The sequence below is a fragment of the Rhodococcus sp. IEGM 1372 genome (genome assembly GCF_030056835.1).
Taxonomy (GTDB): Bacteria; Actinomycetota; Actinomycetes; order Mycobacteriales; family Mycobacteriaceae; genus Rhodococcoides.
The window spans coordinates 9004-33711 of record NZ_JASHKS010000046.1 but is presented as its reverse complement, the minus strand read 5'-3'; the positions used below and the strand labels follow the sequence as shown (position 1 = coordinate 33711).

The 24708-nt window shown below is 64.6% G+C and carries 24 protein-coding genes; 17 read left to right on the top strand and 7 right to left on the bottom strand.

Going from position 1 to position 24708, the window contains the following annotated elements:
- Window positions 1-56 precede the first annotated feature (56 nt).
- Both mgrA and QM590_RS23205 read left to right on the top strand, forming a co-directional pair.
- The gene (gene mgrA, locus QM590_RS23210) at window positions 57-1091 is read left to right on the top strand and encodes an L-glyceraldehyde 3-phosphate reductase (protein ID WP_269596535.1); all 1035 of its coding nucleotides are present in this window, start codon (window positions 57-59) and stop codon (window positions 1089-1091) included.
- Window positions 1092-1172: 81 nt separating this feature from the next.
- Window positions 1173-2162: an NAD(P)H-quinone oxidoreductase gene (locus tag QM590_RS23205; protein ID WP_128645035.1), complete on the top strand. Its 990-nt coding sequence runs from the start codon at window positions 1173-1175 to the stop codon at window positions 2160-2162.
- 105 nt (window positions 2163-2267) lie between these two features.
- Here the strand turns inward: QM590_RS23205 and QM590_RS23200 are convergent, their stop codons facing one another.
- A complete protein-coding gene (locus QM590_RS23200; protein ID WP_269596536.1) occupies window positions 2268-3473 on the bottom strand; it encodes a cysteine desulfurase-like protein in 1206 nt (401 codons plus the stop codon).
- A gap of 175 nt (window positions 3474-3648) precedes the next feature.
- Between QM590_RS23200 and QM590_RS23195 the strand changes: the two genes are divergently transcribed.
- The 5 genes from QM590_RS23195 to QM590_RS23175 are packed head-to-tail and all read left to right on the top strand — an operon-like array spanning window position 3649 to window position 7803.
- Window positions 3649-4245 carry a bacterial proteasome activator family protein gene (locus QM590_RS23195; RefSeq protein ID WP_094638909.1) on the top strand — a complete coding sequence of 199 codons (597 nt, stop codon included), beginning with the start codon at window positions 3649-3651 and terminating at the stop codon, window positions 4243-4245.
- A 48-nt stretch (window positions 4246-4293) separates the two neighbouring features.
- Window positions 4294-5175: a galactan export ABC transporter permease subunit Wzm/RfbD gene (gene wzm / locus QM590_RS23190; RefSeq protein ID WP_068054868.1), complete on the top strand. Its 882-nt coding sequence runs from the start codon at window positions 4294-4296 to the stop codon at window positions 5173-5175.
- 11 nt (window positions 5176-5186) lie between these two features.
- A complete protein-coding gene (wzt, locus tag QM590_RS23185) occupies window positions 5187-5993 on the top strand; it encodes a galactan export ABC transporter ATP-binding subunit Wzt/RfbE (RefSeq protein ID WP_128645034.1) in 807 nt (268 codons plus the stop codon).
- Window positions 5980-6888, top strand: coding sequence for a galactofuranosyltransferase GlfT1 (glfT1, locus tag QM590_RS23180; protein WP_269596537.1), 909 nt, complete (start codon window positions 5980-5982; stop codon window positions 6886-6888). The genes wzt and glfT1 overlap by 14 nt, the downstream gene beginning before the upstream one ends.
- A gap of 51 nt (window positions 6889-6939) precedes the next feature.
- Window positions 6940-7803, top strand: coding sequence for a TylF/MycF/NovP-related O-methyltransferase (locus QM590_RS23175; protein WP_128645033.1), 864 nt, complete (start codon window positions 6940-6942; stop codon window positions 7801-7803).
- On the opposite strand, the gene QM590_RS23170 is transcribed toward QM590_RS23175, so the two are convergent.
- The 4 genes from QM590_RS23170 to QM590_RS23155 form a co-directional block, all read right to left on the bottom strand.
- Window positions 7804-9696, bottom strand: a complete 1893-nt coding sequence (locus QM590_RS23170) for a glycosyltransferase (protein WP_269596538.1) — start codon at window positions 9694-9696, stop codon at window positions 7804-7806.
- A 111-nt stretch (window positions 9697-9807) separates the two neighbouring features.
- Window positions 9808-10641, bottom strand: coding sequence for an alpha/beta fold hydrolase (locus QM590_RS23165; protein ID WP_269596539.1), 834 nt, complete (start codon window positions 10639-10641; stop codon window positions 9808-9810).
- Window positions 10638-11243 carry a TetR/AcrR family transcriptional regulator gene (locus tag QM590_RS23160; RefSeq protein WP_269596540.1) on the bottom strand — a complete coding sequence of 202 codons (606 nt, stop codon included), beginning with the start codon at window positions 11241-11243 and terminating at the stop codon, window positions 10638-10640. Before QM590_RS23160 ends, QM590_RS23165 begins: the two co-directional genes overlap by 4 nt.
- A complete protein-coding gene (locus tag QM590_RS23155; protein ID WP_269596541.1) occupies window positions 11240-13027 on the bottom strand; it encodes an N-acyl-D-amino-acid deacylase family protein in 1788 nt (595 codons plus the stop codon). The genes QM590_RS23160 and QM590_RS23155 overlap by 4 nt, the downstream gene beginning before the upstream one ends.
- Before the next feature lie 174 nt (window positions 13028-13201).
- Here QM590_RS23155 and QM590_RS23150 point away from each other — a divergent pair, with 174 nt between their 5' ends.
- From QM590_RS23150 to QM590_RS23130, 5 genes are read left to right on the top strand one after another with little or no spacing between them, the layout of a single operon-like run.
- Window positions 13202-15454 carry a hypothetical protein gene (locus tag QM590_RS23150; RefSeq protein WP_269596542.1) on the top strand — a complete coding sequence of 751 codons (2253 nt, stop codon included), beginning with the start codon at window positions 13202-13204 and terminating at the stop codon, window positions 15452-15454.
- A gap of 14 nt (window positions 15455-15468) precedes the next feature.
- Window positions 15469-16497 carry a glycosyltransferase gene (locus QM590_RS23145; protein ID WP_269596557.1) on the top strand — a complete coding sequence of 343 codons (1029 nt, stop codon included), beginning with the start codon at window positions 15469-15471 and terminating at the stop codon, window positions 16495-16497.
- Complete coding sequence (locus QM590_RS23140) at window positions 16494-17435, top strand: NAD-dependent epimerase/dehydratase family protein (RefSeq protein ID WP_149407118.1); 942 nt, start codon at window positions 16494-16496, stop codon at window positions 17433-17435. The genes QM590_RS23145 and QM590_RS23140 overlap by 4 nt, the downstream gene beginning before the upstream one ends.
- A complete protein-coding gene (locus QM590_RS23135) occupies window positions 17432-17899 on the top strand; it encodes a GtrA family protein (protein ID WP_068054828.1) in 468 nt (155 codons plus the stop codon). The genes QM590_RS23140 and QM590_RS23135 overlap by 4 nt, the downstream gene beginning before the upstream one ends.
- Window positions 17896-18732 (top strand): glycosyltransferase family 2 protein, encoded by an 837-nt coding sequence (locus tag QM590_RS23130; RefSeq protein ID WP_269596543.1) that lies wholly within the window; start codon window positions 17896-17898, stop codon window positions 18730-18732. Before QM590_RS23135 ends, QM590_RS23130 begins: the two co-directional genes overlap by 4 nt.
- A gap of 8 nt (window positions 18733-18740) precedes the next feature.
- Here QM590_RS23130 and rfbB read toward each other — a convergent pair whose 3' ends face one another.
- A complete protein-coding gene (rfbB, locus tag QM590_RS23125) occupies window positions 18741-19745 on the bottom strand; it encodes a dTDP-glucose 4,6-dehydratase (protein WP_269596544.1) in 1005 nt (334 codons plus the stop codon).
- A 225-nt stretch (window positions 19746-19970) separates the two neighbouring features.
- Here rfbB and QM590_RS23120 point away from each other — a divergent pair, with 225 nt between their 5' ends.
- The 3 genes from QM590_RS23120 to QM590_RS23110 are packed head-to-tail and all read left to right on the top strand — an operon-like array spanning window position 19971 to window position 22317.
- Window positions 19971-20747: a DUF8017 domain-containing protein gene (locus QM590_RS23120; RefSeq protein ID WP_269596545.1), complete on the top strand. Its 777-nt coding sequence runs from the start codon at window positions 19971-19973 to the stop codon at window positions 20745-20747.
- Window positions 20744-21952 carry a hypothetical protein gene (locus QM590_RS23115; RefSeq protein ID WP_269596546.1) on the top strand — a complete coding sequence of 403 codons (1209 nt, stop codon included), beginning with the start codon at window positions 20744-20746 and terminating at the stop codon, window positions 21950-21952. Before QM590_RS23120 ends, QM590_RS23115 begins: the two co-directional genes overlap by 4 nt.
- Window positions 21949-22317, top strand: a complete 369-nt coding sequence (locus QM590_RS23110; RefSeq protein WP_269596547.1) for a hypothetical protein — start codon at window positions 21949-21951, stop codon at window positions 22315-22317. The genes QM590_RS23115 and QM590_RS23110 overlap by 4 nt, the downstream gene beginning before the upstream one ends.
- Before the next feature lie 16 nt (window positions 22318-22333).
- Here the strand turns inward: QM590_RS23110 and QM590_RS23105 are convergent, their stop codons facing one another.
- The gene (locus QM590_RS23105) at window positions 22334-22852 is read right to left on the bottom strand and encodes a maleylpyruvate isomerase family mycothiol-dependent enzyme (protein WP_269596548.1); all 519 of its coding nucleotides are present in this window, start codon (window positions 22850-22852) and stop codon (window positions 22334-22336) included.
- A 129-nt stretch (window positions 22853-22981) separates the two neighbouring features.
- Here QM590_RS23105 and rfbA point away from each other — a divergent pair, with 129 nt between their 5' ends.
- Together rfbA and QM590_RS23095 are read left to right on the top strand one after the other, a co-directional pair.
- Complete coding sequence (gene rfbA, locus QM590_RS23100) at window positions 22982-23854, top strand: glucose-1-phosphate thymidylyltransferase RfbA (protein ID WP_269596549.1); 873 nt, start codon at window positions 22982-22984, stop codon at window positions 23852-23854.
- Window positions 23851-24435: a dTDP-4-dehydrorhamnose 3,5-epimerase family protein gene (locus tag QM590_RS23095; RefSeq protein WP_269596550.1), complete on the top strand. Its 585-nt coding sequence runs from the start codon at window positions 23851-23853 to the stop codon at window positions 24433-24435. The genes rfbA and QM590_RS23095 overlap by 4 nt, the downstream gene beginning before the upstream one ends.
- Window positions 24436-24708 lie beyond the last annotated feature (273 nt).

The window sequence follows — 24708 nt, the reverse complement described above, 5'->3', positions numbered from 1 at the left end:
ACCGTGAGGAGCGATCCTCACAGATCAGATGTCAACCAAAGCCGGGGCAGTCCCGTATGACCGATCCCTACATCGACCCGCCGTACGTTGCCGCCGACGATCGCTACGAGTCCATGCTGTTCCGCCGAGTGGGCTCACGAGGGCCCCGACTTCCGGCGGTGTCATTGGGACTGTGGCACAACTTCGGCGACGACGTACCGCTGATGAACCAGCGCGCGATCCTGCGTCGCGCATTCGATCTCGGCATCACGCATTTCGATCTGGCCAACAATTACGGCCCGCCGTACGGCAGCGCGGAGAAGAACTTCGGCCGCATCTTCTCCGAGGATTTCGCCGGATACCGCGATGAGCTGATCATCTCCAGCAAGGCCGGCTGGGACATGTGGCCCGGCCCCTACGGCTTCGGTGGCTCTCGCAAATATCTGTTGTCCTCGCTCGAACAATCGTTGACCCGAATGCGACTCGACCACGTCGACATCTTCTACAGCCATCGCCCCGACCACGACACCCCGATCGAAGAAACAGCAGGCGCACTGATCAGCGCTGTGCAGCAGGGCAAAGCCCTGTACGCGGGCATCAGCTCGTACAAGCCCGACGGCACGCAGAAGATGGCAGACCTGCTCGCCGATGCGGGTGTTCCCCTGCTGATCCATCAGCCCAGTTACTCGATGGTCAATCGGTGGATCGAACCCGAACTGCTCACTACCCTCGACGCGGTGGGCGCGGGCGTCATCGCCTTCTCGCCTCTGGCCCAGGGCATGCTCACCGACAAGTACCTCGACGGTGTTCCCTCGAATTCGCGAGCAGCGCAGGGCAAATCGCTGAATCCGGACTGGCTCACCGACGACCACATCGAGCATCTCCGGGCGTTGAACCACATTGCCGCCACCCGCGGCCAATCCCTCGCACAACTCGCGCTGAGCTGGGCCCTGCGCGACCCACGCGTGACGTCGGTACTGATCGGCGCATCGAGCGTCGAACAGCTCGAGAACAACGTGGCGGCGTTGAAGAACCTGGACTTCACCGACGCCGAACTTGCCGAGATCGATACGCATGCCGAGGACTTCGGAATCAATCTCTGGGACCTGTAGAAGTGCCTGCGGCAGTGGTGTAGTTAAGCGCTCCAGAGGGCACCTAACCGCACCACTGCGCCGGAGGCGCACTATGGAGACATGCGTGCCATCACACTGAAAGAATTCGGCGATCCCGACGTCATGGAATGGACCGAGGTCCCCGACCCCCGCCCCGGCCGCGGACAGGTGATCATCGATGTCTCGGCCACCGCCGTCAACCGCGCCGACCTGATGCAGCGTCAGGGCAACTACCCACCGCCTCCGGGGGCCAGCGACATCCTCGGACTCGAGTGCTCGGGCATCATCTCCGAACTCGGTGAGGGCGTCAGCGGCTGGAACGTCGGAGACAGGGTCTGTGCACTGCTGGCCGGCGGCGGCTACGCCGAGCAGGTCGCCGTACCCGCCACCCAACTCTTCCCCATTCCGCAGGGCCTCGATCTGCATGTCGCAGCGGCACTTCCGGAAGTCGCCTCGACGGTGTGGTCCAACCTGGTGATGGACGCGCATATGCGTTCGGGGCAGGTACTGCTCGTTCACGGCGGCGGCAGCGGAATCGGCACTCACGCAATCCAACTGGCCAAGCAGATGGGTGTCACCGTCGCCGTCACTGCCGGATCCAAGTACAAGCTGGACATGTGCGCAGACCTGGGTGCCGACATCCTGATCGACTACAAGAACCAGGACTTCGTCACCGAGATCCGTTCACAGACAGAGGAACACGGAGCAGACCTGATCCTGGACAACATGGGTGCGAAGTACCTCGACCGCAACCTCGACGCATTGGCCATGGACGGCACCGTCGTCACCATCGGTATGCAAGGCGGAGTGAAGGGCGAGCTGAACTTCGGCAAACTCCTCGCCAAGCGCGGCTCGGTGCATGCAGCCGGATTGCGTGGCCGCCCCGAAACCGGGCCGTCGAGCAAAGCGAACATCGTCGCGGACATGACCGCACACCTGTGGCCGATGATCTCCGAGGGCCGCGTCACCGCCGTCGTGCACGCCGAGATTCCGATAACCGAAGCGGCGCAAGGACATCGAATGCTCGACGAGGCCGAGACCATCGGCAAAGTGATTCTGCGAATCCAGTAGCCCAGGTCAGCGGTCGTAAGCGGAACCTCAAAGTCGGCTACGAGGCCGGAGTGGAGCCTGCGGAACGACCCGGAGGCTCCTCGTGCACGTGCGGCGCAGCCGCTCTTAGAGGGCGAGCGCGGTGAGCGCTTTGACGAGCTGATCGATTTCGTAGCGGGTGGTGTACGGAGCCAGACCGATGGTGACGGCACCACCCTCGTCGTTGACGCCCAACGCGTCGAGCAACCGACTGCCGCCGTGGACTCCGCTGACACTGCCGATTCTGGCCTGCGCGAGTTGCTCGGACACCTTCACCGCTGGCATGCCCTCGACGGTGAAGCTCAAAGTGGGAATGCGCGTCGGTGCATTGCCGAGCACCATCACGTGGTCCAGCGAACCGAGCGCCTTCATCAGGTAATCGAACAGACCGTCGTGGTAGTGCTGCAACGATCCGATCGACAATTCGAGACGCTCGCGACGCGTCCCGGTCGCTGTGTCGTCGAGGTTGGCCAAGTAGTCGATGGACGAGACCACGCCCGCCAACAACGCGTACTGGTGACTGCTGACCTCGAGCCGCGCCGGCCCCTTGGCCGACGGATTGAGCGACATCGACGGCAACTGTTCCAGCAGCGTCGGATCGCGGAAGATCAACGCACCGACCGACGGCCCACCCCACGCGGCGGTGTCGATCGCGACGATGTCGGCCCCGAGTTCCTTGATGTCGACGTGGGCGTAGGGGGCAGCTCCGGCCGCGTCGACCACGATCAGCCCACCGACCTCGTGCACCAGATCCGCCGCGACCCGAACATCGGGCGCACTACCGACGATCGGCGACGCAGCAGTGACCGCGACGAGCCGAGTGGTGGAAGTGATCAGATCGTCGAACTGCCAGGTGGGCAACTCGCACGTATCGATCTCGACCTCGGCCCAGCGCACATGCGCGCCCGACCGGCTGGCCACCCGCAGCCACGGTGCCACGTCTGCTTCCTCGTCCAGACGCGAGAGCACCAGACCGGTTCCCAGGCCCAGCCGCGAGCTCATCGAATCCGCCAGCCAGGACAGCAGCGTCGCGCGGTCCGGACCGATGACGACACCGGACGGATAGGCACCGACCAGATCGGCGATCGCAACGCGGGCGGATTCCAGCAGAGCCGCACTGCGCTTGGCCGAGGTGTTGCCGGCCGAATGATTGGAGGCACTGTGCCGAAATGCGGTGGACACAGCGGTCGACACGCGGTCCGGGATCAGCATCCCCAGCTGAGGGTCGAGATGAATCCACCCGTCACCGAGCGAGGGGATGGAACCTCTCACTCGCGCGACGTCGTAACCCATGCCGGACACTCTAAGCGCCGACCGGTGAAGCATGTGTTCCACGTCCTGTTTCCCCAGGGAACGGTTGCCCACCTCGCACGCTCGATCCTCCCGGCCTCCACTGTTCCCGACGACCGAACCAGGATAATCGCCCCTGACGATCGCGCAACGGCGAGCGAGGCGTAATGATGGATATATGACTCAATCCGAGCCGAACAGCGCGCCCGATGACCATGTCGTAGTGATCGGCCCCAACGGGGAACCGCTCGCCCTGAGCCGCGAGGAAGCGACGGCCGCTGCGGCCCGCGCCGCCGGATCCTCCGCGAACGACGGATCGGACGATGGATCGGGCCTGTCGGAGATGGTCGAGCAGCCCGCGAAGGTGATGCGCATCGGAACGATGATCAAGCAGCTGCTCGAGGAAGTGCGCGCCGCACCGCTCGACGACGCGAGCCGGACGCGACTGAAGGAAATCCACAAGTCGTCCATCCACGAACTCGAACAGGGCCTCGCCCCGGAACTGCGCGACGAGCTCGAGCGCCTGGTACTGCCCTTCGGCGACGACGTGGTCCCCACCGACGCGGAACTGCGCATCGCCCAGGCACAGCTCGTCGGCTGGCTCGAAGGTCTGTTCCACGGCATCCAGACGGCCCTGTTCGCTCAGCAGATGGCCGCGCGGGCTCAACTCGAACAGATGCGGCAGGGCGCGTTGCCTCCCGGTGTGATGGGCGCTCCGGGTGGCGGCCAGGGTGGCGGGGGCCACGGCGGCGGCGGTACCGGCCAGTATCTGTAGCAAGCTCGGAATGAGCGCAGTCTCCGAAGAGAGGTAGTGTCGACCGTCGTGTCGGCACCAGCGAAGGATCCCGAGAGCGAGGCAGGAGACCAGATGCCTGCTCCGGTTTCGGACTCACAGACTTATCGGCGCGCTTTCGGCGACCTGAAAACCGGTTTCAACCAGCGCGAGCTGTGGCTGCATCTCGGTTGGCAGGACATCAAGCAGCGGTATCGCCGGTCGGTGATCGGTCCGTTCTGGATCACCATCGCCACCGGCGTGCAGGCCATCGCGATGGGTCTGCTGTATTCGGTCCTGCTCAACATCGATCTGCGCGAGTTCCTGCCACACGTCACCGTCGGCCTGATCGTCTGGGGACTGATCAGCGCCGCGATCCTCGAAGGCGGAGACGTCTTCGTCGCGAACGAAGGCCTGATCAAACAGCTGCCCAGTGCGCTGAGCGTGCACGTCTATCGCCTGGTGTGGCGTCAGCTGCTGCTGTTCGGTCACAACATGCTGATCTACGTGATCATCATCGCGATCTTCTGGCCCGAGGGCGGGCTGCACTGGACCGTGATCTTCGCGATCCCCGCGCTCGTGCTGATTCTGCTCAATGCCGTGTGGGTGTCCATTCTGTTCGGCATCGTCGCCACCCGCTACCGCGACATCGCCCCGATCCTCGGCAGCTTCGTGACGCTGATGTTCTTCATGACGCCGATCGTGTGGACCACCTCAGGCCTGCAGTCCATGGGCGGCGAGGCCGCGAACCGCGCCAAGCTCGTCGAGATCAACCCGCTCTTCCACTACCTCGACATCATCCGGGCCCCCCTGATCGGCGAGGATCAGCAGGCGTACCACTGGTACATCGTGCTCGGCTTCACCGTCGTCGGCTGGGCGCTGGCCATCGTCGCACTCAAGAAGTACCGGGCCCGCGTGCCCTACTGGGTTTAGGGGTATTCGAGTTGTCCATCAGCATCAGCACTCACGACGCGTGCGTCGACTTCCCGATCTTCGACGCCAAAACGCGGTCACTGAAGAAGGCGTTCCTCGGCAAGGCCGGTGGTGCGATCGATCGCAACTCCTCCGACGTCGTCGTCGTCGAAGCTCTCAAGAACATCACGATGAACCTGAAGGACGGCGATCGCGTCGGGCTGGTGGGACACAACGGTGCGGGCAAGTCGACGCTGCTGCGGCTGCTCTCGGGCATCTACGAGCCGACGCGGGGCAGCGCCACCATCCGCGGCCGCGTCGCGCCGGTGTTCGATCTGGGCGTCGGTATGGACCCCGAGATCTCCGGCTACGAGAACATCATCATTCGCGGCCTGTTCCTCGGCCAGACGCGCAAGCAGATGCTCGCGAAGATGGACGAGATCGCCGACTTCACCGAACTCGGCGATTACCTGGACATGCCGCTGCGGACCTACTCCACGGGCATGCGCGTGCGCGTCGCGATGGGCGTGGTCACCAGCATCGACCCGGAGATCCTACTGCTCGATGAGGGCATCGGAGCCGTGGACGCGGAGTTCATGAAGAAGGCCCGCCATCGCCTGCAGGAGTTGGTGAAGCGCTCGGGAATCCTGGTGTTCGCCAGCCACTCCAACGAATTCCTGGCTCAGCTGTGCGACACCGCGATGTGGATCGATCACGGCCAGATTCGCCAACAGGGCGGCATCGAGGACGTGGTGCGGGCGTACGACGGTCACGACGCGGGAGACCACGTCGCGCAGATCTTGAAGGAGATCGAGCGGGAAGACAATGCCGGTGGCTGACAAGATTGTCGGGGTCATCGTCACGCACAAGCGGCGTGAGTTGTTGGCTCTCTCCCTCGAGGTCATCGGTGCGCAGACACGTCCGCTCGATCATCTGGTCGTCGTCGACAATGCCGACGAGCCCGCCGTACGCGAACTGGTCGAGTCGATCGACCTGCCGACGACGTATCTCGGCTCGCAGCACAATCTGGGTGGCGCGGGCGGGTTCGCACTCGGGATTCTGTATGCGCTCTCGCTCGGTGCGGAGTGGGTGTTCCTCGCCGACGACGACGGCCGCCCCGAGGGCCCGAAGGTGCTCCAGACCCTCTACGACTGCGCTCTCACCCACGGCCTCGACGAGGTCTCCCCCGTCGTCTGCGACATCGACGATCCGGACCGGCTGGCCTTTCCGCTGCGCCGCGGCGTCGAATGGCGTCGGCTGCGGTCCGAATTGATCGACCCGGCGAACCCGGACGACGACCTTCTCGAAGGCATCGCCTCGCTGTTCAACGGAGCACTGTTCAAGGCGTCGACGATCGACGCAGTGGGCGTGCCCGATCTACGGCTGTTCGTGCGCGGCGACGAGGTGGAAGTGCATCGTCGATTGCAGCGATCGGGCTTGAAGTTCGGCACCTGCCTCACCGCCGCCTACGTCCATCCCAACGGAGCCGAGGAGTTCAAGCCGATCCTCGGCGGCCGGATGCACACGCAGTACCCGGAGGACGCGACCAAGCGCTACTTCACGTACCGCAATCGCGGCTACCTCATGTCGCAGCCCGGCATGCGAAAGCTGTTGCCGCAAGAGTGGATTCGGTTCACCTGGTTCTTCCTGATCACCACCCGTAACCCGAAGGGTCTGGCCGAATGGTTCCGGTTGCGCGGGCTGGGGCGTCGGGAACACTTCCGCAGGCCCTGATGCTGCCGCTAAGGGGTGCGCGCACCCGCGTGATACCGCTACCGTGTGCCCATGACGGAACCTCGGAAGCTCGCTGATCGCATCAAGTCGTCGGCACGGGAGAAGCTTCAACGAGCGATCGGCGAGGTTCTGGCTCAGCAGACCGCTCAGCTGGCCGAACAGACCAGCGATCAACAGGCGAAATTGCTCGACGTCCTCGAACGCCAACGCCGGGAGATCGACGATCTGCACGCGTTCATCCGCGGCCTCGAGATGCGGATGCGTCGGGACATCCCGTATGCGTCCGACGTCGAAGCAGCCGCCCAGAGCGCCGAATTCGCCGAAGAGATGATGCCGCAGGCCCCGACGTTCCTGCGGCCGCACGCGACGCTGCGGTTCGCGCTCGGCGAGGTCTCCATCCGCGGCATGGCACTCGAGTTCGGCGTCGCCAGCGGAACGACGCTCGAGATCATCGCCGAGGAACTGGCGTCGCGCAAGGACATCACCGTCGTCGCCGGATTCGACGTGTTCTCCGGCCTCCCCGAAACCTGGCGCACCGGGTTCCCGAAAGGGCTCTTCGAGCAGGACACCATCCCCGAAGTGCCGGGCGCACAGATCGTCCCCGGGTTGTTCGAGGACTCGCTGCCGGGCTTCCTGAAGGGCCATCACGAGAAGTTGGCGTTCTTGCACCTGGACGCCGACCTGTACTCGTCGACGGTCACCGTGCTGGACCTCGTGGCCGATCGACTCGCAGTGGGCACCGTCATCGTGTTCGACGAGTACTTCAACTTCCCCGGCTGGCGCAACCACGAGTACCGGGCGTGGACGGAATTCGTCGCACGCACCGGCACCGAATTCGACTACCTCGGCTACACGGCCGACAACGAACAGGTCGTCGTACGCATTCGCACGGCCCCGACAGTTCGCGCGAAATAGCTACTGGTCGTAGAGGCGAGCCCAGTTCTCTCGGCTCGTCAGCTCGGGCACCGCTGCGCGGTAAGACGCAGCGACCGTCGGGGTTTCGGTGCGAAGACGCTTGAGTGCGGTCACGCCGCGCTTGAGCAGCTCGACCGCATGTTGCTTGTTGCGCTGGCGAACTCGGACGCCCTCCTGCGAGCGATCGGTGACGATCGCGTGGGAGAACAGCGAGACGTGCCACCAGTGGGCGTCGTCGGCGGAGATGGCGACCGGACCGGGGTTCACCGTGCCGCGCCACTGATTGAGCATTCGCTTGGCCAACACGGCGAATTCCATGCTCTTCTTCGGGTGCGGTCCCGCGGGGGTGATGAACATATCCGACGGACGCACCCCGGGAACGTCGTTCGCGTTGTGCCGCTTCGTTTCTCCGTACGCAGCACGCTCGCGCCGGATGGAACCGGCAGCGTCCATGCCGCCGTCGAGCAGGTTCTCCGGACCGGCCAGGAAGTCCTCGACGGCCTTGATCAGCGTGTACGCCATGCCGTACTGCATCGACACCAGGTACCGCAGCAGATCGGTGAACAGCTGCTTGGCGAGAGTCTTACCGTCGAGTTCGATGTGCAGGGCGGCGGTGATCATGCCGTTGCGCAGGTTGAAGTAGCGGTGCCACTCGTCCCAGTCCTTCCACGCGAAGTCGGCATGCCACACCGCTGCACCGGGCAGCGTCACGGTCGCGAAACCGCTTGCACGAGAACGGTATCCGTATTCGATGTCGTCCCACTGGAAGAACAGCGGCAGCGGGTAGCCGACCTGGCCGACGATCTCGGACGGGATGAGGCACGACCACCAGCCGTTGTAGCCGGCGTCGACGCGAACGTCCTGCTGGCGCTTGCGCTTGAACGCGCTCTTGTCCGAAATTGCGTTCTTGACGTGCACTCCGGCTTCGAGCTTCTGCAGGTTCGCCACCTCGGCACCGACATGCACGCGATCGGGGTGCAAGAGGTAGAGCATCTGCGCGCCGATGATCGCCGGCTCGACGGTCATGTTGGCGAACGAGTTCATCCGCACGATCGCCTCGGGCTCGCACAGCACGTCGTCGTCCATGAAGATCACGTTGGCCGGATCGCCGCCCTTGCCCTGCACCTCGTAGAGCCCACGAGTGAACCCGCCGGCACCGCCGAGGTTGGGCTGGGTGATGTAGACGAGCTTGTCGCCGAGCTCGGCCGCCACGCGCTGGAACTTCTCGCGCGTCTGCACCTGATCGGTGCCTTGATCGACGACATAGACGTTGTCGACCCCGAGCAGGGCGATGGGATCGTCGGCCATGGCAGCGACGGTGTTGGCGCAGTCGTCCGCGCGGTTGAACGTGCAGATCACCACCGAGGTGGGACGCAGCTTCTCCGGCGCGGCGACGGTCCACTCCGCGTCCTGCACCGACAACTCGCTCGATGTGGTGGTGAAGCGGACGTACAGCGCGCCGCCGTCGAGGAACTGCGTCGTGGCGACGGGAACGGCCAACTGAGTCGACGAGTTCACGGAATCGACCGTTGTACTGGCCATCGTGCGCTCGTGACCCTTGTAGTCCGTGCCCACCAGATCGATCCGACCCGCACCGGCGACGGTCGCCCGGAACACCACCTCGGTGACGGTGGTCCACCGCTGCCAGTAGCTGGCCGGGAACCGTCCGAAGTAGCTGTTGGTGTGCAGCACGCTGCGCTTGGCGATACGAACACCCGTGCGGGTGCGCTCGGCATTTCCCTTGCCGACAGAGCTGTACATATCGGCACTGACCAGGGGCGACGGGCCGTCGAACAGCAGTCTCTGAACAGTCAGTTCGGGCTCGCCGTCACCGCCGGCAACAGCCGACACATCCGATGGCGAGCCGAGACGATCGAGAGCAGTGCCGTCCATACCGAGAAGTACCCCATCCAGTTCGAGTAGTGGCTCTGTGCGGTCGTGGAGAGAAGAAGACCACTGACCATGGTTGCACAGCCCCGGACCGATCCGTTCGACGCTCGCCGTCTACTCCGCTTCCTGCACCCTCGCCATCAGCACACGGGCGGCGTCGGCCGGGTGCGTGTACGGCCACCAGTGGCCCGCATCGACTCGAACGACGCGCAGATCGGGGATCCATCGATCGAGACCGTCGGTGAGGTTGGTCGACAGCATGCGGTCGTGTGACGGTACGACCACGGTGGTCGGGACCGCGCACCGCGGACCAGGCCCGCGGAGTACACGCCGCAACACGTTCGCCCGGTACAGGGCGATGCCGCGCTGCTGGTCGGCCACCGTCGGGGTCGGCTCACCCTCGACATTCAGCCGTGCCAACAAGTCCGGTACCCGTGTGCCCAGAACGGGCACATGAAACCCGAAGACGTACCAGGACCGGGCCAACTGCCCCACCAACGACGGCCACCGATGCGGCCGCACCAGCCGCGCCCGTGCCACCTGCCGCAGATGATCCAGACTCGGCCCGGACACCGATGTGTACGACGCGAACACGGTCGATGCGCGAAGCGAGGCCATCGCCTCCCACATCTGGACCGACCCCCAATCGTGGGCGAAGACGTGCACCTTCCCGGTGAGGTCAGGAATCGACTCGACCACCGCGAAGGCGTCGCGCGCCAGCTGCTCGATGGACACGTCCGCCTCGTGCTCGAGCGTGGACGCTCCGCTTCCTCGTGTGTCGTAGGCGATCACCCGAACCTGGTCGCCGAGCTCGGCGATCAGCGGATCGAACACCTGACGGTTGTCGGGGTATCCGTGCACCAGCAGCACTGTGGACTTCGCCGCCGGGTCCCCGTATTCGAAGACGGGAAGCTCGGCACCCGGAGTGCGCACCGTCCAGTGGGTCATCCCGCGTCGCTCAGTGCGTACAGAGTGCCGCCGCGTAGCAAGTGGGCGATCATCCTCAGCCGCATGGCCTCCTGCTCGGGTTGCGGATGCACCACCGCGGCCAGCGCCTCGCCGTCGAGCAGATGCACCACGCTGAAGATCACCGTCTCCAGATGGCGTGGATCGATCACGCCGGCGACCGGTAGCGTGCGAGCCAGTTCGGCGATCTGCTCGTGATACCGAACGGTGAACGGCTGCAACCTCTCTCGCAGCTCCTCGTCACTACGGGCCGCGGTCAACAGCTCGTACCAGGCACCGTTGATCGGAGCGCGGCATGCAGCCCTGAGCAGTTCGAGGCAGTGCTCGATCGACGCGCTCCCGAAACCGGACAGGCCACGGCGAAACTCCACGAACTGACGTCGCCGAACCTCGTCCGCTGCGGCAACTATCAGGTCCAGCCTGGTATCGAAATGCCGAAACATGGCACCGGAAGACACCCCTGCGCGGCTGACGATCTCACTGACACTGGTTGCGGCATAGCCCTTCTCGCACAACGACGCGATCGTCGCGTCGAGCAACTTTCCGATCGTCTCGGTCCGACGCTGCAGTTGACTCGGGCTCACACACGCTCCCGGCGACGCGGAGCCGTCGGGGTGCCGGCCCGTAGGAAGCTACCTGCCCGCTCCGACACACCGAACCAGGGTGCAAAGGTGCCAGCGGAGAACACCACTCGGCCCGCGACCAGGGTGGCGGCCACGGCACGATCGTTGCGGTTGACCATTCTGCTCAGGCCACCGAACTCCGGCATGGTCTCCTCCCGGTAGGCCAGGACCTCCTCGTCCAGACCCGCCGGATCGATCACCACGATGTCGGCGCGATCCCCCACCCGCACGTGTCCGGCGTCGAGACCGTAGAAGTCGGCCAACTCGCCGCTGAGCTTGTGCACGGCCTTCTCCACGGTCATGAAGGGTCGGCGATCGTTTCGTGCGTCGTGCACACGGTGCAGCAACCGGATGCCGAAGTTGTAGAACGCCATGTTGCGCAGATGAGCACCGGCGTCGGAGAACCCCACTGTCACCCCGGGCTGGTTGATCAGCTTGTCCATCTGCCGTTTGCGGTGATTCGCCACCGTCGTGTGCCAGCGCAGCTTTCGGCCGTGCTCGACCACCAAATCGAGGAACGCGTCCACCACGTGTACCCCACGTTCGGCCGCGACCTCCGCGACGTTCTTGCCGACGACCGACGCGTCGGGACATTCGGTGATCTCGGCGTCGGCGAAGTCTCGATGCCAGACGCGCGAGCTGAACTTCTTCTCGAAATCGGCGCGGAACCACCGGCGGTAGGCCTCGTCGGAGAGTAACTCGTTGCGGCCCAACTCTTCTCGCAGATGCAGAGCTGCTCGGCCCGAGCCGAACTCCTCGAACACCACGAGGTCGATGCCGTCGGAATACACGTCGAACGTGGTGGGCAGGTGCTGCCAGCGGAACTGGCCCTTGCCCGGACCGTTGACGATGCGAGCGAGCGGACCGAAGACGCGATGAATCCACGGCGACGCCTTCGCGTCGGCCGCTGCCAGCAGCGAGATCTTGAGCGGAGTGCGGCCGATGCCGGTGGCCGAGGCGAGGAAGAACAGCATGTCGTACTTGGTGTTCAAGTTCGGAATGCTCTGCAACAGACGGCCGCGCTTACGCAGGATCTTGTGCAGAGCACGGAATTCGCTCCACCGTGCGTACGAGGACGGCAGCGAACGAGATCGGTACCGATCTCCGTCCAGCTTGTCCCACGGGTTCGTCATCGTCGACATTCCGAGCAGCCCGGCATCGAGCGCCTTCTCGAGCGCGTCCGACATGGCGCGCCATTCCTCGCGGGTTGGCTTCTGACTGCGGTCGGTAGATCGGTCCAAGCCCATCACGTGCGCACGCAGATCAGAATGACCGACCAAGGCTGCGATGTTGGGGCCCAGAGGCAGACGCTCGAGCGCTGCGATGTACTCGTCGGGACTGGTCCACGTCTTGTGCGTATCGACGGCCTTGAGCACATGATCGCGCGGCAGCGCCTCCACCCGACTGAACAGATCAGCGATGTCGACCGGAGTGGAGTAGAGCGTCGACAACGAACAGTTCCCCAGTAGAACCGTCGTGACCCCGTGCCGAACGGACTCCTCGAGACCGGGCCCGACGAGCACTTCCGCGTCGTAATGGGTGTGTACGTCCACGAAGCCCGGGGTGACCCACTTACCGGTGGCGTCGACCACCTCGGTCGCCGGGCCCGCCTCGAGCGGGGTGGAGGACACGGCCCGCACGACGCCGTCGACGATGCCCACATCGGCTCGCACTCCTGGACCGCCGGATCCGTCGTAGACAGTGCCGCCGGTGATGACGACGTCGAAAGAGATGTTCGAGTTCATGTGACCTCCGTCATAGATTGAGGTCAATCTAACTTAGAGAGTGGTCACTCGCAATAGCCGTACCGAGTCGGCCGTCTCTCGATCACCTGCGTGTTGCACGCCTCGACGTTTCGGTTGTCGGGTACCTCGAGAGCTACAGTCGGGTGTCTTTGCCCGAACTCACGGAGTTGACCCTTGCCCACCACGGATACCCAGATCGCGAGCAGCTCCCTGCCCGACAGCAGACGAGAGCGCCTCGCATGGGGGGCTGCGATTGCCGCAGTCGTCGTCCTCGGTTATCTCCTGGTTCTCAGCGTCGATCCCCGCTTCTTCTACATCGACGACACCGAATCGGGTGCCGTACCCAACTGGCTCCAGCTCGGACGCATCATGCGCGACGGGCAATTCCCCTCGCTGGTGCTCGATCAGTGGATGGCAGGCAACTACCCGGTCGAGGGCCAAGGCGGGCTGTGGAATCCCGTGCAGATGGCGATCAACTACATCTCGCCGTCGATCGACAACCTGGTACTGCTGGCAACGGTCGTCAAACTGGGCTTCTCGATTCTGTTGGCCTGGGGCGTGTTTCGAGTCGCTCTGGCCTACGGAGCGCGAGCCAACTGGGCTGCGGTAGCGGGCGCGAGCGCACCGTTCGTCGGGTTCACGCTCTTCTTCGAGAACACCTCGTGGGTGACCGCGCTGATGGGCACCGCGTGGATCATGAACGCCTGGGCGAGTTCGGTGTCCTACGCCCGCGGTCGCAGCGGTCCGATCGTGCCGTTCGTCTTTCTCTACCTCGCCATCAGCGTGGGATACGTCCACGCCGCGGTGATGGCCGGAGTGATGATCGGATCCGTCGCCATCGGCGAACGACTGTTCCAGCGGCTGTGGCGGCCGGCATTGAAGGTGTGCGCGGTAGGTATCGCGGCCGCGGCCTGCGGGGCCGTCACCTTCCTGCCCGGAGTGCTCACGTCCGCGGTCACCTGGCGTAGCGGCGACGAGGGCACGTTCAACGACAACTTCCTGACGGCACCGTGGTCGGAATCGCTCACCGCGAGCATCCCGACCGCGGTGACGAGCATCGAATCCTGGGCGGGCGAGACCACCGAATCGCCGGTCACCTACATCGCCTGGTTCGTGGTCCCCGCGCTGGCGTTCATCGCGTGGCGTCGGGTACCCGCGGCTCTGCGCGAGCTGGCGGCACCACTGATCATGCTGGCGTTCGCCTTGATCTTCACCGCAGGTCCCAGCGACATCGGACCGATCCGCTGGCCCGCCCGCATTCTGCCGTTCGTCGCCCTCGTCGCACTGATTCTCGTGGTCACCCTGATCAGCCGGTACGGAACGCTCGACAAGCTGCGGCCTCGGCTGCTCGCGGCCGGCCTGTTGACGCTGGTACTGCTGCTTCGCGCCGGCTCGTCGGGCCCGGGATTCTTCGGTCGCCACGTCCTCGCTGCGCTGGTGATCCTGCTCGTCGGCGCGCTCGCTCTGCTGCTGGCCCACCGCTTCTCCACCCGGGCGACTGCGGCGCTGCTCCTCGTGACGATCGCGCCGGTCGCGATGTACCAGGTGGCCACCTACGAACCGCCCTTCGCCAAGTGGTGGCTGCCCACCTCCCAATCCGAGGCCAAGGCCGAGTTCCCACAGTGGCAGGGCGCGACTCTGCAACTCGGTAGCCGTGCGCTCACCGAAACCGCAGCCGACGGACCCGACGACCCCCGACTGCCCTGGCACTCCCAGGTGTACGGAAACTCCGCCAAGATCATGGGCCTGGACTACGTCAACGCGTACACCCCCGTCGGCTATCTCGACTTCGCCAACCTGCTGTGCTTCGAGCACGAGGGATCGACCTGCACGGACGCCTTCCGACGCGTGTTCGAGATCGAGCCGTACACCGGCAAGACGTACGCAGACCTGATGCAACTCGATCGAATCGTGCTGCAGAAGAACCAGTATCCGCTCGCCAACTCCCGGCCCGCACCCGCAGGCTGGATGTGGGTGACCGCTCCCACTCCCGAGTCCGCTCGCCAGATCTACGTCCTCGAACGCATCGACGGGTTGCTTCCCGCGTCGTCGGGACGCGTCGTCGCGACCGTGAACGCCACGGCCGAACCCCGATCCTCCGAAGCGGACTCGGAGCACGTCGACGTCAGCGCACCCAACGGTGGCAGCGTCGTGTTCTCGCGTCTGGCCTGGCCCGGCTACACCGCGACGCTGAACGGTGAGGAGCTGCAGACGAAGGGGCTGGCCGACATCTTCCTCTACGTCGACCTGCCGCCCGGCACCGAGAACGCGGACCTGCAGATCACCTTCCGACCGCCCGGCGAACGACTCGGACTGGCTGCGATGGCCGGCGGGACGCTGTTGCTGGTCGGCCTGGTGGTGCTCGATGTGCGACGACGCAGAAATTCGAGTTCTCGGGAGTTCGGCGCTGGGACGTCGAGCAGATAGGCTCAGACCTCGTGATGTCCGACGACTCTGCTGCTGATCCGCACCGCATCTCCATCGTGGTACCGGTCTACCAGGGCGAACGGACGCTCAGCGCGTTGATGGACGAGATCCTTCCGCTGACGCAGGTGACGCATACTCCCCTCGGGCGGCCGATGATCGTCGAGGAAGTTCTGCTCGTCTTCGATCACGGCCCCGACAACTCTGCCGCGGTGATTCGCCAGCTCACGGCCGCGCACGCGTTCGTTCGCGGGGTGTGGCTGAGCCGAAATTTCGGTCAGCACCCCGCCACCCTCGCCGGCATGGCCTCGAGCGGCGGCGAGTGGATCGTCACGATGGACGAGGACGGACAGCACGATCCGGCGGCGATCGGCGGCATGCTGGATACTGCCCTCGACCAGCAGTCCACCGTCGTCTACGCCAAGCCCACCAACGTCGCACCGCACGGGATGTGGCGCAACGCAGCCTCCAAGGGTTCGAAGTGGCTGATCGCCAAGGCGCTGGCCGGGGACAACACCATCGACTACCAGAGCTACCGCCTGGTGCTCGGTGAAGTCGGTCGCTCCGTCGCCGCCTACGCCGGTTCCGAGGCATACCTGGACATCGCACTCGGCTGGATCGCAGGCGACGTCACGACCAGCCCGGTGGCGTTGCGCGAAGAGGTGGACCGTCGATCGGGCTACCGACTGCGTACCTTGCTCTCGCACTTCTGGCGGATGGTGCTCTCGAGCGGCACGAAGGGCCTGCGACTGGTCAGCTTCATCGGCATCGCCTTCGCGGTACTCGGCCTCATTCTGGTGGCGTACGTACTGGTGTCGTACTTCGTCTTCGATTCGGGCGCCGAGGTACGAGGCTGGGCATCGACGATGGTGATCCTGTTGTTCGGCTTCGGAGCAACACTGTTCTCCCTCGGTGTGGTGGCCGAGTACGTGGGCGTGAACGTCAAGACGGCCATGGGCAAACCGCCGTACCTGATCGTCACCGACCCGGGAAACGGCCCGCTCGGTCGTACCGCGCCATCGACCGAACCTGCACCGCCGGCGTGACCGCGACGCACACGTGGATCGTCGGCAGCGGCGGGCTGCTCGGCGCTGCGGTGACCCGGGAGGCCGGTCGTCGTGGACATCGGGTGCACACCAGCACCATCCCATGGTCGGACACGGCGTCCGCCGAACAGGCTCTGCTGCAGCGCTGTTCGGAATTCTTCGACTCCTTCGCCGACGGTACCTGGAACGTGATCTGGGCCGCGGGCGCGGGCGTGAACGGAACCAGCGCAGCACAATTCGCCGAAGAGAACGGTCTGATCCGCACCGTCCTGGCGCACATCGAGGCCGTCGCCGCCGACCGCGCGGGCACCGGAACCGTGTTCCTCGCCTCGTCCGCCGGAGGCGTCTACGCCGGCGCGACGGGCGCACCACATCACGAGGGAACGAACCCGGTTCCGTTGGGCGACTACGGTTTCGCCAAGCTGCAGTCCGAGGCCATCGCGACCGAGTTCGGCGCACGCACCGGCATCAACGTGGCCATCGGCCGGTTCGCGAACCTCTACGGACCCGGGCAGAACCTCGCGAAACCGCAGGGCCTGATCTCGCACCTGTGCCGGGGATACCTCATGGCCTCCCCCGTATCCATCTACGTCCCGATGGACACGTTGCGCGACTACCTCTATGTGTCCGACGCGGCCGAGATGGTCGCCGACACCCTTGCCATGTCAGCCACGCGACGAATATCGCCGACGATCAAGATCTTCGCCTCCGGTGAGGCCGTGACCATCGGCTCGATTCTCGGAGCCTGCCGGACGGTGTTCCGCCGTCGACCGAACGTGGTGTTGGCAGCGTCCCCACTGGCGGTGTTCCAAGGTCGCGATCTACGGCTGCGGTCGACGGTATGGCCGCAGATCGATCGCCGAACGCACCGAACATTGCCCGCAGGCATCGCGTCCACCCTGTTCGCGACGCGTCAGGCACTGGCGGTGGGTCGATGACCGAACCACAGACTCCTGCTCCCCCGGCGGGCATGAACGGCGCGCCGGGGCCGCTGATGCGCATCGTCAAGAATCAGAAGATCGCGTTCCTGCTCGTCGGCGGCGTCAACACCGCATTGGGTACCGCGTGGTTCATCCTGTGGCAGTTGCTGATCGGCGAGCAGTACGGATACCACGCCGCGATCGTGCTCGGCTATCTCTGCAACGTGCTGTGCGCGTTCGCGATGTACCGCTACCTGGTGTTCCGCGTGCGGGGTCACTTCCTACGTGATCTGCTGCGGTTCTTCGTCGTGAACTTCGGCGCGTTCGTCGCCAACATCTCCCTGATGACGATCGCCGTGTCCGTCTTCCACTTCCCGCCCATCCCTTCACAATTGGTCGTCACAGCCGTGATGGCAGTCGTCAGCTTCTTCGGCTACCGCGACTTCTCGTTCCGCAGAAAGAGCCAGGCCCCCACATCATGACGCCCCGTGTTTCCGTAGTCGTCCCGGCGTACAACAACGTCGAGTACCTGGCCGAGACCATCGATTCGATTCTCGCCCAGACGTTCACGGACTTCGAACTGGTCATCGCCGATCACTCGTCGACCGACGGAACCCTCGCCGTCGCGCAGAAGTTCGACGACCCACGGATCCGCCTCCTGACCACCCCGGCCGGCGGCGGAGCACAAGCCAACTGGAACCGCGTCACCGAGGAAGCCACGGGCGAGCTGATCAAGCTCGTCTGCGGTGACGACACCATCGCGCCCACCGCGCTGGACACCCAGGTGCGGGCTTTCGACGACAACCCGTCCGCCGTTCTGGTCGCCGCACAGCGGACGCTGATCGACGCCTACGGCAAGACGGTCATCGCCGCCCGCGGGCTCGGCGGACTGCAGGGGACAGTCTCGGGCCGAGTCGCCGCCAGAACCGCAGTTCGGGCCGGTGCCAACATCTTCGGCGAACCCGGCGGCGTCATGATGAAGCTGTCGGAACTCCGCGAGATCGGGCTGTGGGACAACAGCCATCCCTACCTGATCGACCAGGCCACCTTCATCGCGGTTGCGCTACGCGGCGACATCGTGGCAATTCCGCAACCACTGGCGTCGTTCCGCATCAACTCGGGACAGTGGAGCGTGGAACTGGCGACACAGCAGGCACGTCAGGCCGCGGACTTCCACCGCTCGCTGCAGGCCAGCGACCCGACGTTGTTGTCCGACAACGACGTTCGCATCGGTAACGCCAAGGCTCTGATGACGTCGTTCATGCGTCGTGCGGTGTATCTGCTGCTGCGCCATCGAATGTCACGCAGTAGTTAGTTCCGGCTTCAGGGCAGTACGGATTCTTTCGCCGCGTAGACCGCCTCGGTGGCGTCCTTCTGCGGCCGCCACCACTGCTCGTTCTCGCGGTACCAGTCGATGGTCGCTTTCAAGCCGGCGCGGAAGTCGACATATGTTGGTGTCCAACCCAATTCGGTGCGAAGCTTAGTGGAGTCGATGGCGTAGCGCAGATCGTGGCCGGGGCGGTCGGTGACGAAATCGAAGGCGTCGGGTGCGTTTCCGGTTTCTTCGAGGATCGCTTCGAGGACGGTGCGGTTGTTCGCTTCGCCGTCGGCTCCGATGAGGTAGGTCTCGCCGATGCGGCCACCGTCGATGATCGCCCAGACGGCACTGTTGTGGTCGTCGACATGGATCCAGTCGCGCACGTTCTGTCCTGCCCCGTAGAGCTTGGGCCGAGAGCCACTGAGGATGTTGGTGATCTGACGGGGGATGAACTTCTCCACGTGCTGGTACGGGCCGTAGTTGTTCGAGCAGTTCGAGATGGTGGAGCGGACCCCGAACGAGCGGGTCCAGGCGCGCACCAGCAGGTCGCTCGAGGCCTTGGTGGAGGAGTACGGACTCGACGGGTTGTACGGGGTCGATTCGGTGAACCGTGCCGGGTCGTCGAGTTCGAGATCACCGTAGACCTCGTCGGTGGAGATGTGGTGGTAGCGGACGTCGTGCTCGCGGACCGCGTTGAGCAAGGTGGTGGTGCCGATGACGTTGGTGTGTACGAACGGCCACGGGTCGGTCAACGAGTTGTCGTTGTGGGATTCGGCGGCGAAGTGGACGACCAGATCGGTCTCGCGGACGAGGCGGTCGACGAGATCGGCGTCGGCGATGTCGCCGTGAACGAACTCCATGCGGTCGGCCACCGGCTCGAGGGAGGCCTTGTTGCCGGCGTAGGTGAGCTTGTCGAGCACGGTGACCTGGGAGTCGGGACGCTGCGCGAGGGTCTGATGTACGAAGTTCGCGCCGATGAACCCGGCCCCACCCGTGACGAGAATTCTCATGTACCGGCACTTTACCGGGGGATGCTCCTGCGGGCCGTTCTTGTCTGGGTCCGCAGGCCATTCCAGCGCAGGTGTCGCGGCACGGGATGCTCCACTCGACGCCTCGGTGGGTAGGTTCCCGGCGATCGGACCGTCGAGTGGAGCGATAGTTGCACCGCGTCCGGAGGTCGACCCAGCATGTCGGGAACGCGTGCTAGCTTCTCTTCGACTTCGGGGGGAGTGACGATGCGTCTTCGATACATACTGCTGCGTCTCGCGGCATCGGTGGCACTGCTGTTCGGAATCATGTGGGCAATCCCGCAGCTGGCACCGCAGGTGCCCGAGCCGTACGAGGGGGTACAGACTCTGCCGCCGGTGTCGCCGGAACCCAGGGGCTCTACGACAGCCCCGCCACCAATGGCGCCGGGGTTTCCGTCCATGAACCGGCCGCCACCGAAGATCGAGGTGCCCGACGGCCAACCGCAGCCCATCGCCACCAAATTCGGCTGGACCTACGATATTCCTGCGGACTGGGAAAATTGGAACGACGGTTTCTCGGAGTGGGTCGGCGAGGACGGGTCGACCGCAACGTACGGCGCAATGGGCCTCCACGGTCGATTCGATTGCGAGGGGGGTGAGTTCGAGTCTTCGGCGATCAGCGGAATGACCGGTCGACGTGCCGGGGACTTGACTGTCCTCGCCTATCAGGAAGCGCAGAAGGCGTCGATGATCTTCACCAACCGAGACGGTTCACTGGCACCCACTGTTCAGATCAGCGACCCCAAGTATCTACAGGTCGACGGAGTCCCGGCTGTCCGCTACACAGCCCTGGTGGAAGACATTCCGGTTTCGCCGTACTGCCCTCCTCCCCGCGCCACATTCGACGTTGTCACCACTACCGGTTTCGCCACGGCAGAGGTCGCGGTCTTCGTCGTACTTGCCGACCGTGATGTCGAGAACGCACTCTCCGATGAGGATGTCGACGGCCTCATCTCGTCACTGAGAAGGACCGCGACGCAATGACCGAACCGCTGATCGCCAGATCCTCGGAAATAGCCGGCCTCGGACATCTTCTCGATCGCATCGGCGGCGACACTCTGGCCAGTCATCGTTATCTGCTCGATCAGGCGGGCCTGAGCGAGAACGTGGTTGGGCAGATTCTGAAACGACTTCAGCCGTACCTCGCACGGTTTCAGGAGATGACACGCACTCGGCAGGTTCACCTGTCCGCCAACTGCGGGGAAATGGGTGCAGAACTCAACAGAGCGGCATGGCTGTATGCCGATCAGGATCAGCGAAACTATGACCTGCTGAACGCTCACTCAAGCGCGCCGCCACTACCGGGCATCGATCGTGGCAGCTCGGATCGTGCCGCCGTCGGCCACGTGGACGAATTCGACGGGGCATCCGATTACGGACGGCCCCACGGGATCGACTATCCCGCGCCGAATCCCGTCGTCGACGAAGTCCGAGAGTTACTCGACGATGCCGCGGGCTGGCTCGGAGAGATCGACACAACGATCTTCGAACTCTGCGGGTGGAGCCCCCTGAACGAGGCGACAATGCCGATCACCGGCAACTGGAACGAAATCAGGAGAATCGGCCACGCATATCAGATCGCAGGCGACGCCATGGAAGCCGCGTCGGAGTCGTTCGCGGCAGGTGTGGGGCGCGTAGACGCCTACTGGAACGGCGCTGCCGCACAGGCATTCACCGATTACGCCGACCGACAACTGGCCGCAATGCGATGGGAGGGGCCCGCAGGCCGCACGATTTCCGCGGTCTGTGCAGTGATATCCGAACAACTCCGTGACGCTGCGCTGGCAGTGGTTCGGAAAATCGTCGAACTTCTCGAATCGGAGGTCGCCGTCGACAACGCCCGCGGTGCGTTGAAGGTCATGATCAAGAAGGTACCGATGGTGGGCACGGCCTGGCAGGTCGAAAGTATCATCGAAATCTGCTGGACAGCAATGGATCTGACCAAGGAACTCATTGCGAAGATCGAGCAGGTGGTCGACGACTTCGGCGCGTTCCTCGACGCGCTCGGCGATCCCGAGAGCCAGGTGGGCAAGAAGATCGACGACACGTTACGCCCATTGAACGACTTCCTCGACCACGGCAAGCAGTCCGTCGAAGCGGGAAAGACCGCGGATATCCGACCGGTCCTCGACACTCCGGACGAGGACTTCTCCGTTGGCACCGGCGACGAACCCTGGCGGGACGCATGATCCAGTCACTGCCTCCACACGCCCGAGCCGCGTACGACCGTCTGATGACATCCTGCGGTGAGCTCGAGGCCGCGCGCACGCGGGCCCTGAACACCGATCTGAAAGCTCCGGCTGGAACCCGATACGTCACAGCGGAACTGCTGGCCCGCCTGGCGTCCTCCCGCCGGGCATCGGCCGACCTGATCCACTACGCGACCCGCGTCGCGTCGGGTGAATGCAGTTGGGAACGTGTCGAGGTGGACGCAACTCCGGTGCCACCGGAAGTCGAAGAGCTCAAGGCTGATCCGCAGGTCCTGTGGCCGGCCGAATGGCCGACTCCGATCACCGAGACCGGGACTTCGCCGTACCGAATCCCGTGGGAGTGATCGGCCGCTGGAACTGTCAGGACCCTCGGACAGTGCGTCCGGCGAAGGCCGCCAACCGCTCGTACGCGTTTGCGCTGTCGGGTGCAGGCTGCTCAGGATCGAAAGCACCGCCTCGTCGTTCGTCGGTCATGTTGGCCGACATGAACACCATCCCCTCCTCCGCCACCGTCTGGTCGAGATCGTCCGTGCCGCGCCCGAGTGCGGTCGCGAGATCCCACGCGTGCACCGAGAGTTCCGCAGCCACCATGCCGAGCGGCAATGGTGAACCTGCATCGATCTCGGCCAGCAGTTCGCGAGTCCGCTCCGTCCACAGCGGAATCGGATCCGGCGACGGTTCGGGCGACGCCGACCAATCGATCTCGCCACCCCGAGCCATGGTCACCAAGTTGGCCGCGGTGTTCACCAGGTGGTCCGTCAGCTGGGCGACGGTCCACTCGGTGCAGGGCGTGGCCGATGCGCGTTCGGCTTCGGTCACTGTGGAGAGCAGAGCGGTGACCTGATCGATACCGGTGGAGATCTGGTTCGTTGTCGTCACGTGGCTTGTCCTCGGTTCTCTCGGAAGCTGGGTATGCGGCGAGCGTAAGTGCACCTCGGAGCTCACGCAGCAGAAACGGGGCAGGCACAAGCGAGCGGGTGATCGGAGGGTCTGGAAGACTTCGCGGTCATGCGGGGAATCATTCTGGCGGGCGGCACGGGCTCGCGTCTTCATCCGATCACGATGGGTGTCAGCAAGCAGCTGGTCCCGGTCTACGACAAACCGATGATCTACTACCCGCTCTCGACACTGATCCTGGCCGGGATCCGCGAGATCCTCATCATCACCACACCGCAGGACGCCGACCAATTCACGCGCCTCCTCGGTGACGGCTCCCAGTTCGGCATCGACTTGACCTACAAGGTCCAACACGAGCCGAACGGTCTCGCCCAAGCCTTCGTATTGGGTGCCGAGCACATCGGCACCGACTCCGCGGCATTGGTGTTGGGCGACAACATCTTCTACGGCCCCGGCCTGGGCACCCAACTGTCGCGTTTCGATCACATCGACGGCGGAGCCGTGTTCGCCTACGAGGTCTCCGACCCCACCGCCTACGGCGTCATCGAATTCGACGACAACCGTAAAGCCATCTCCCTCGAAGAAAAACCCGCCGCCCCGAAATCGAACTACGCCGTCCCCGGCCTGTACTTCTACGACAACGACGTCATCGCCATCGCCCGCGACCTCGAGCCCTCCGCCCGCGGGGAATACGAGATCACCGACGTCAACCGCCACTACTTGGCGGCCGGCCGCCTCCACGTCGAAGTTCTCCCTCGCGGGACCGCCTGGCTCGACACCGGCACCTTCGACTCCCTGCTCGACGCCTCGAACTACGTGCGCACCATCGAACAACGCCAAGGCCTCAAGATCGGATCCCCCGAAGAAGTGGCCTGGCGACGAGGATTCATCACCGACGACGAACTGCGCGTGCGCGCCGAGACACTCGTCAAGTCCGGGTACGGCCGCTACCTGCTGGAATTGATCGACCGAGGGAACCGATGACCTTTCGTGAACTGAAAATATCCGGTGCCTACGAGTACACCCCACGTCAGTTCGGCGACGACCGCGGCGTGTTCTTCGAATGGTTCAAAGCGTCGGCGTTCGAGGCCACCACCGGGCGGTCGTTGGAGCTGCTGCAGGCGAACTGCTCGGTCTCCGCCGCCGGGGTCCTACGCGGGATCCACTTCACCACCAATCCGCCCGGGCAGGCGAAATACGTCACCTGCGCCCGCGGAGCGTTCCTCGATGTCATCGTCGACCTGCGCGTCGGATCACCGACATTCGGGCAGTGGGACAGCGTGCTGATCGACGACATCGACCGCAAAGCAGTCTTCCTCTCCGAAGGACTCGGCCACGCCATCTTGTCCCTGGAAGACAACTCGACCGTCATGTACCTGTGCACCCTCGAATACACCCCGGCCTTGGACCGCGACATCAACCCCCTCGACCCCGCACTGGGCATCGACTGGCCCACCACCGCCCGCGACGGCACACCCCTGACCTACGAACTCTCCGACAAGGACATAGCCGCCCCCACCCTCGCCGAAGCCCTCGAAAACGGAGACCTGCCGAACTTCTCGTGAGCGGCGGGACGAGGCCACATCCGGGCAAACGCGCTCGCATTCGTCAGACGCGCGCAGAATCGCCCCTGACCGCTGACGAGAATGCGCGCATTTGGCAAGTGCGCGCGCGTTTGCGCACTCTCCGACAAGGTCAAAGCCGCACCCACCCTCGCCCAAGCCCTCGAACGCGGAGACCTGCCGAACTTCTCGTGAGCGGCGGGACGAGGCGGCACCACCAGATCCGGGCAAACGCGCTCGCATTCGTCAGACGCGCGCAGAATCGCCCCTGACCGC

What these genes read in the sequence shown, in the direction of transcription:
- QM590_RS23135 (WP_068054828.1), top strand. Translation starts at nt 17,432, where the DNA reads ATGACCGAACCACAGACTCCTGCTCCCCCGGCGGGCATGAACGGCGCG.
- QM590_RS23130 (WP_269596543.1), top strand. Translation starts at nt 17,896, where the DNA reads ATGACGCCCCGTGTTTCCGTAGTCGTCCCGGCGTACAACAACGTCGAG.
- QM590_RS23200 (WP_269596536.1), bottom strand. Translation starts at nt 3,473, where the DNA reads ATGGGTTACGACGTCGCGCGAGTGAGAGGTTCCATCCCCTCGCTCGGT.
- QM590_RS23165 (WP_269596539.1), bottom strand. Translation starts at nt 10,641, where the DNA reads ATGACCCACTGGACGGTGCGCACTCCGGGTGCCGAGCTTCCCGTCTTC.
- QM590_RS23205 (WP_128645035.1), top strand. Translation starts at nt 1,173, where the DNA reads ATGCGTGCCATCACACTGAAAGAATTCGGCGATCCCGACGTCATGGAA.
- rfbB (WP_269596544.1), bottom strand. Translation starts at nt 19,745, where the DNA reads ATGAGAATTCTCGTCACGGGTGGGGCCGGGTTCATCGGCGCGAACTTC.
- QM590_RS23095 (WP_269596550.1), top strand. Translation starts at nt 23,851, where the DNA reads ATGACCTTTCGTGAACTGAAAATATCCGGTGCCTACGAGTACACCCCA.
- QM590_RS23155 (WP_269596541.1), bottom strand. Translation starts at nt 13,027, where the DNA reads ATGAACTCGAACATCTCTTTCGACGTCGTCATCACCGGCGGCACTGTC.
- QM590_RS23170 (WP_269596538.1), bottom strand. Translation starts at nt 9,696, where the DNA reads ATGGACGGCACTGCTCTCGATCGTCTCGGCTCGCCATCGGATGTGTCG.
- glfT1 (WP_269596537.1), top strand. Translation starts at nt 5,980, where the DNA reads ATGCCGGTGGCTGACAAGATTGTCGGGGTCATCGTCACGCACAAGCGG.
- QM590_RS23195 (WP_094638909.1), top strand. Translation starts at nt 3,649, where the DNA reads ATGACTCAATCCGAGCCGAACAGCGCGCCCGATGACCATGTCGTAGTG.
- rfbA (WP_269596549.1), top strand. Translation starts at nt 22,982, where the DNA reads ATGCGGGGAATCATTCTGGCGGGCGGCACGGGCTCGCGTCTTCATCCG.
- QM590_RS23110 (WP_269596547.1), top strand. Translation starts at nt 21,949, where the DNA reads ATGATCCAGTCACTGCCTCCACACGCCCGAGCCGCGTACGACCGTCTG.
- QM590_RS23120 (WP_269596545.1), top strand. Translation starts at nt 19,971, where the DNA reads ATGCGTCTTCGATACATACTGCTGCGTCTCGCGGCATCGGTGGCACTG.
- QM590_RS23175 (WP_128645033.1), top strand. Translation starts at nt 6,940, where the DNA reads ATGACGGAACCTCGGAAGCTCGCTGATCGCATCAAGTCGTCGGCACGG.
- QM590_RS23145 (WP_269596557.1), top strand. Translation starts at nt 15,469, where the DNA reads ATGTCCGACGACTCTGCTGCTGATCCGCACCGCATCTCCATCGTGGTA.
- QM590_RS23115 (WP_269596546.1), top strand. Translation starts at nt 20,744, where the DNA reads ATGACCGAACCGCTGATCGCCAGATCCTCGGAAATAGCCGGCCTCGGA.
- mgrA (WP_269596535.1), top strand. Translation starts at nt 57, where the DNA reads ATGACCGATCCCTACATCGACCCGCCGTACGTTGCCGCCGACGATCGC.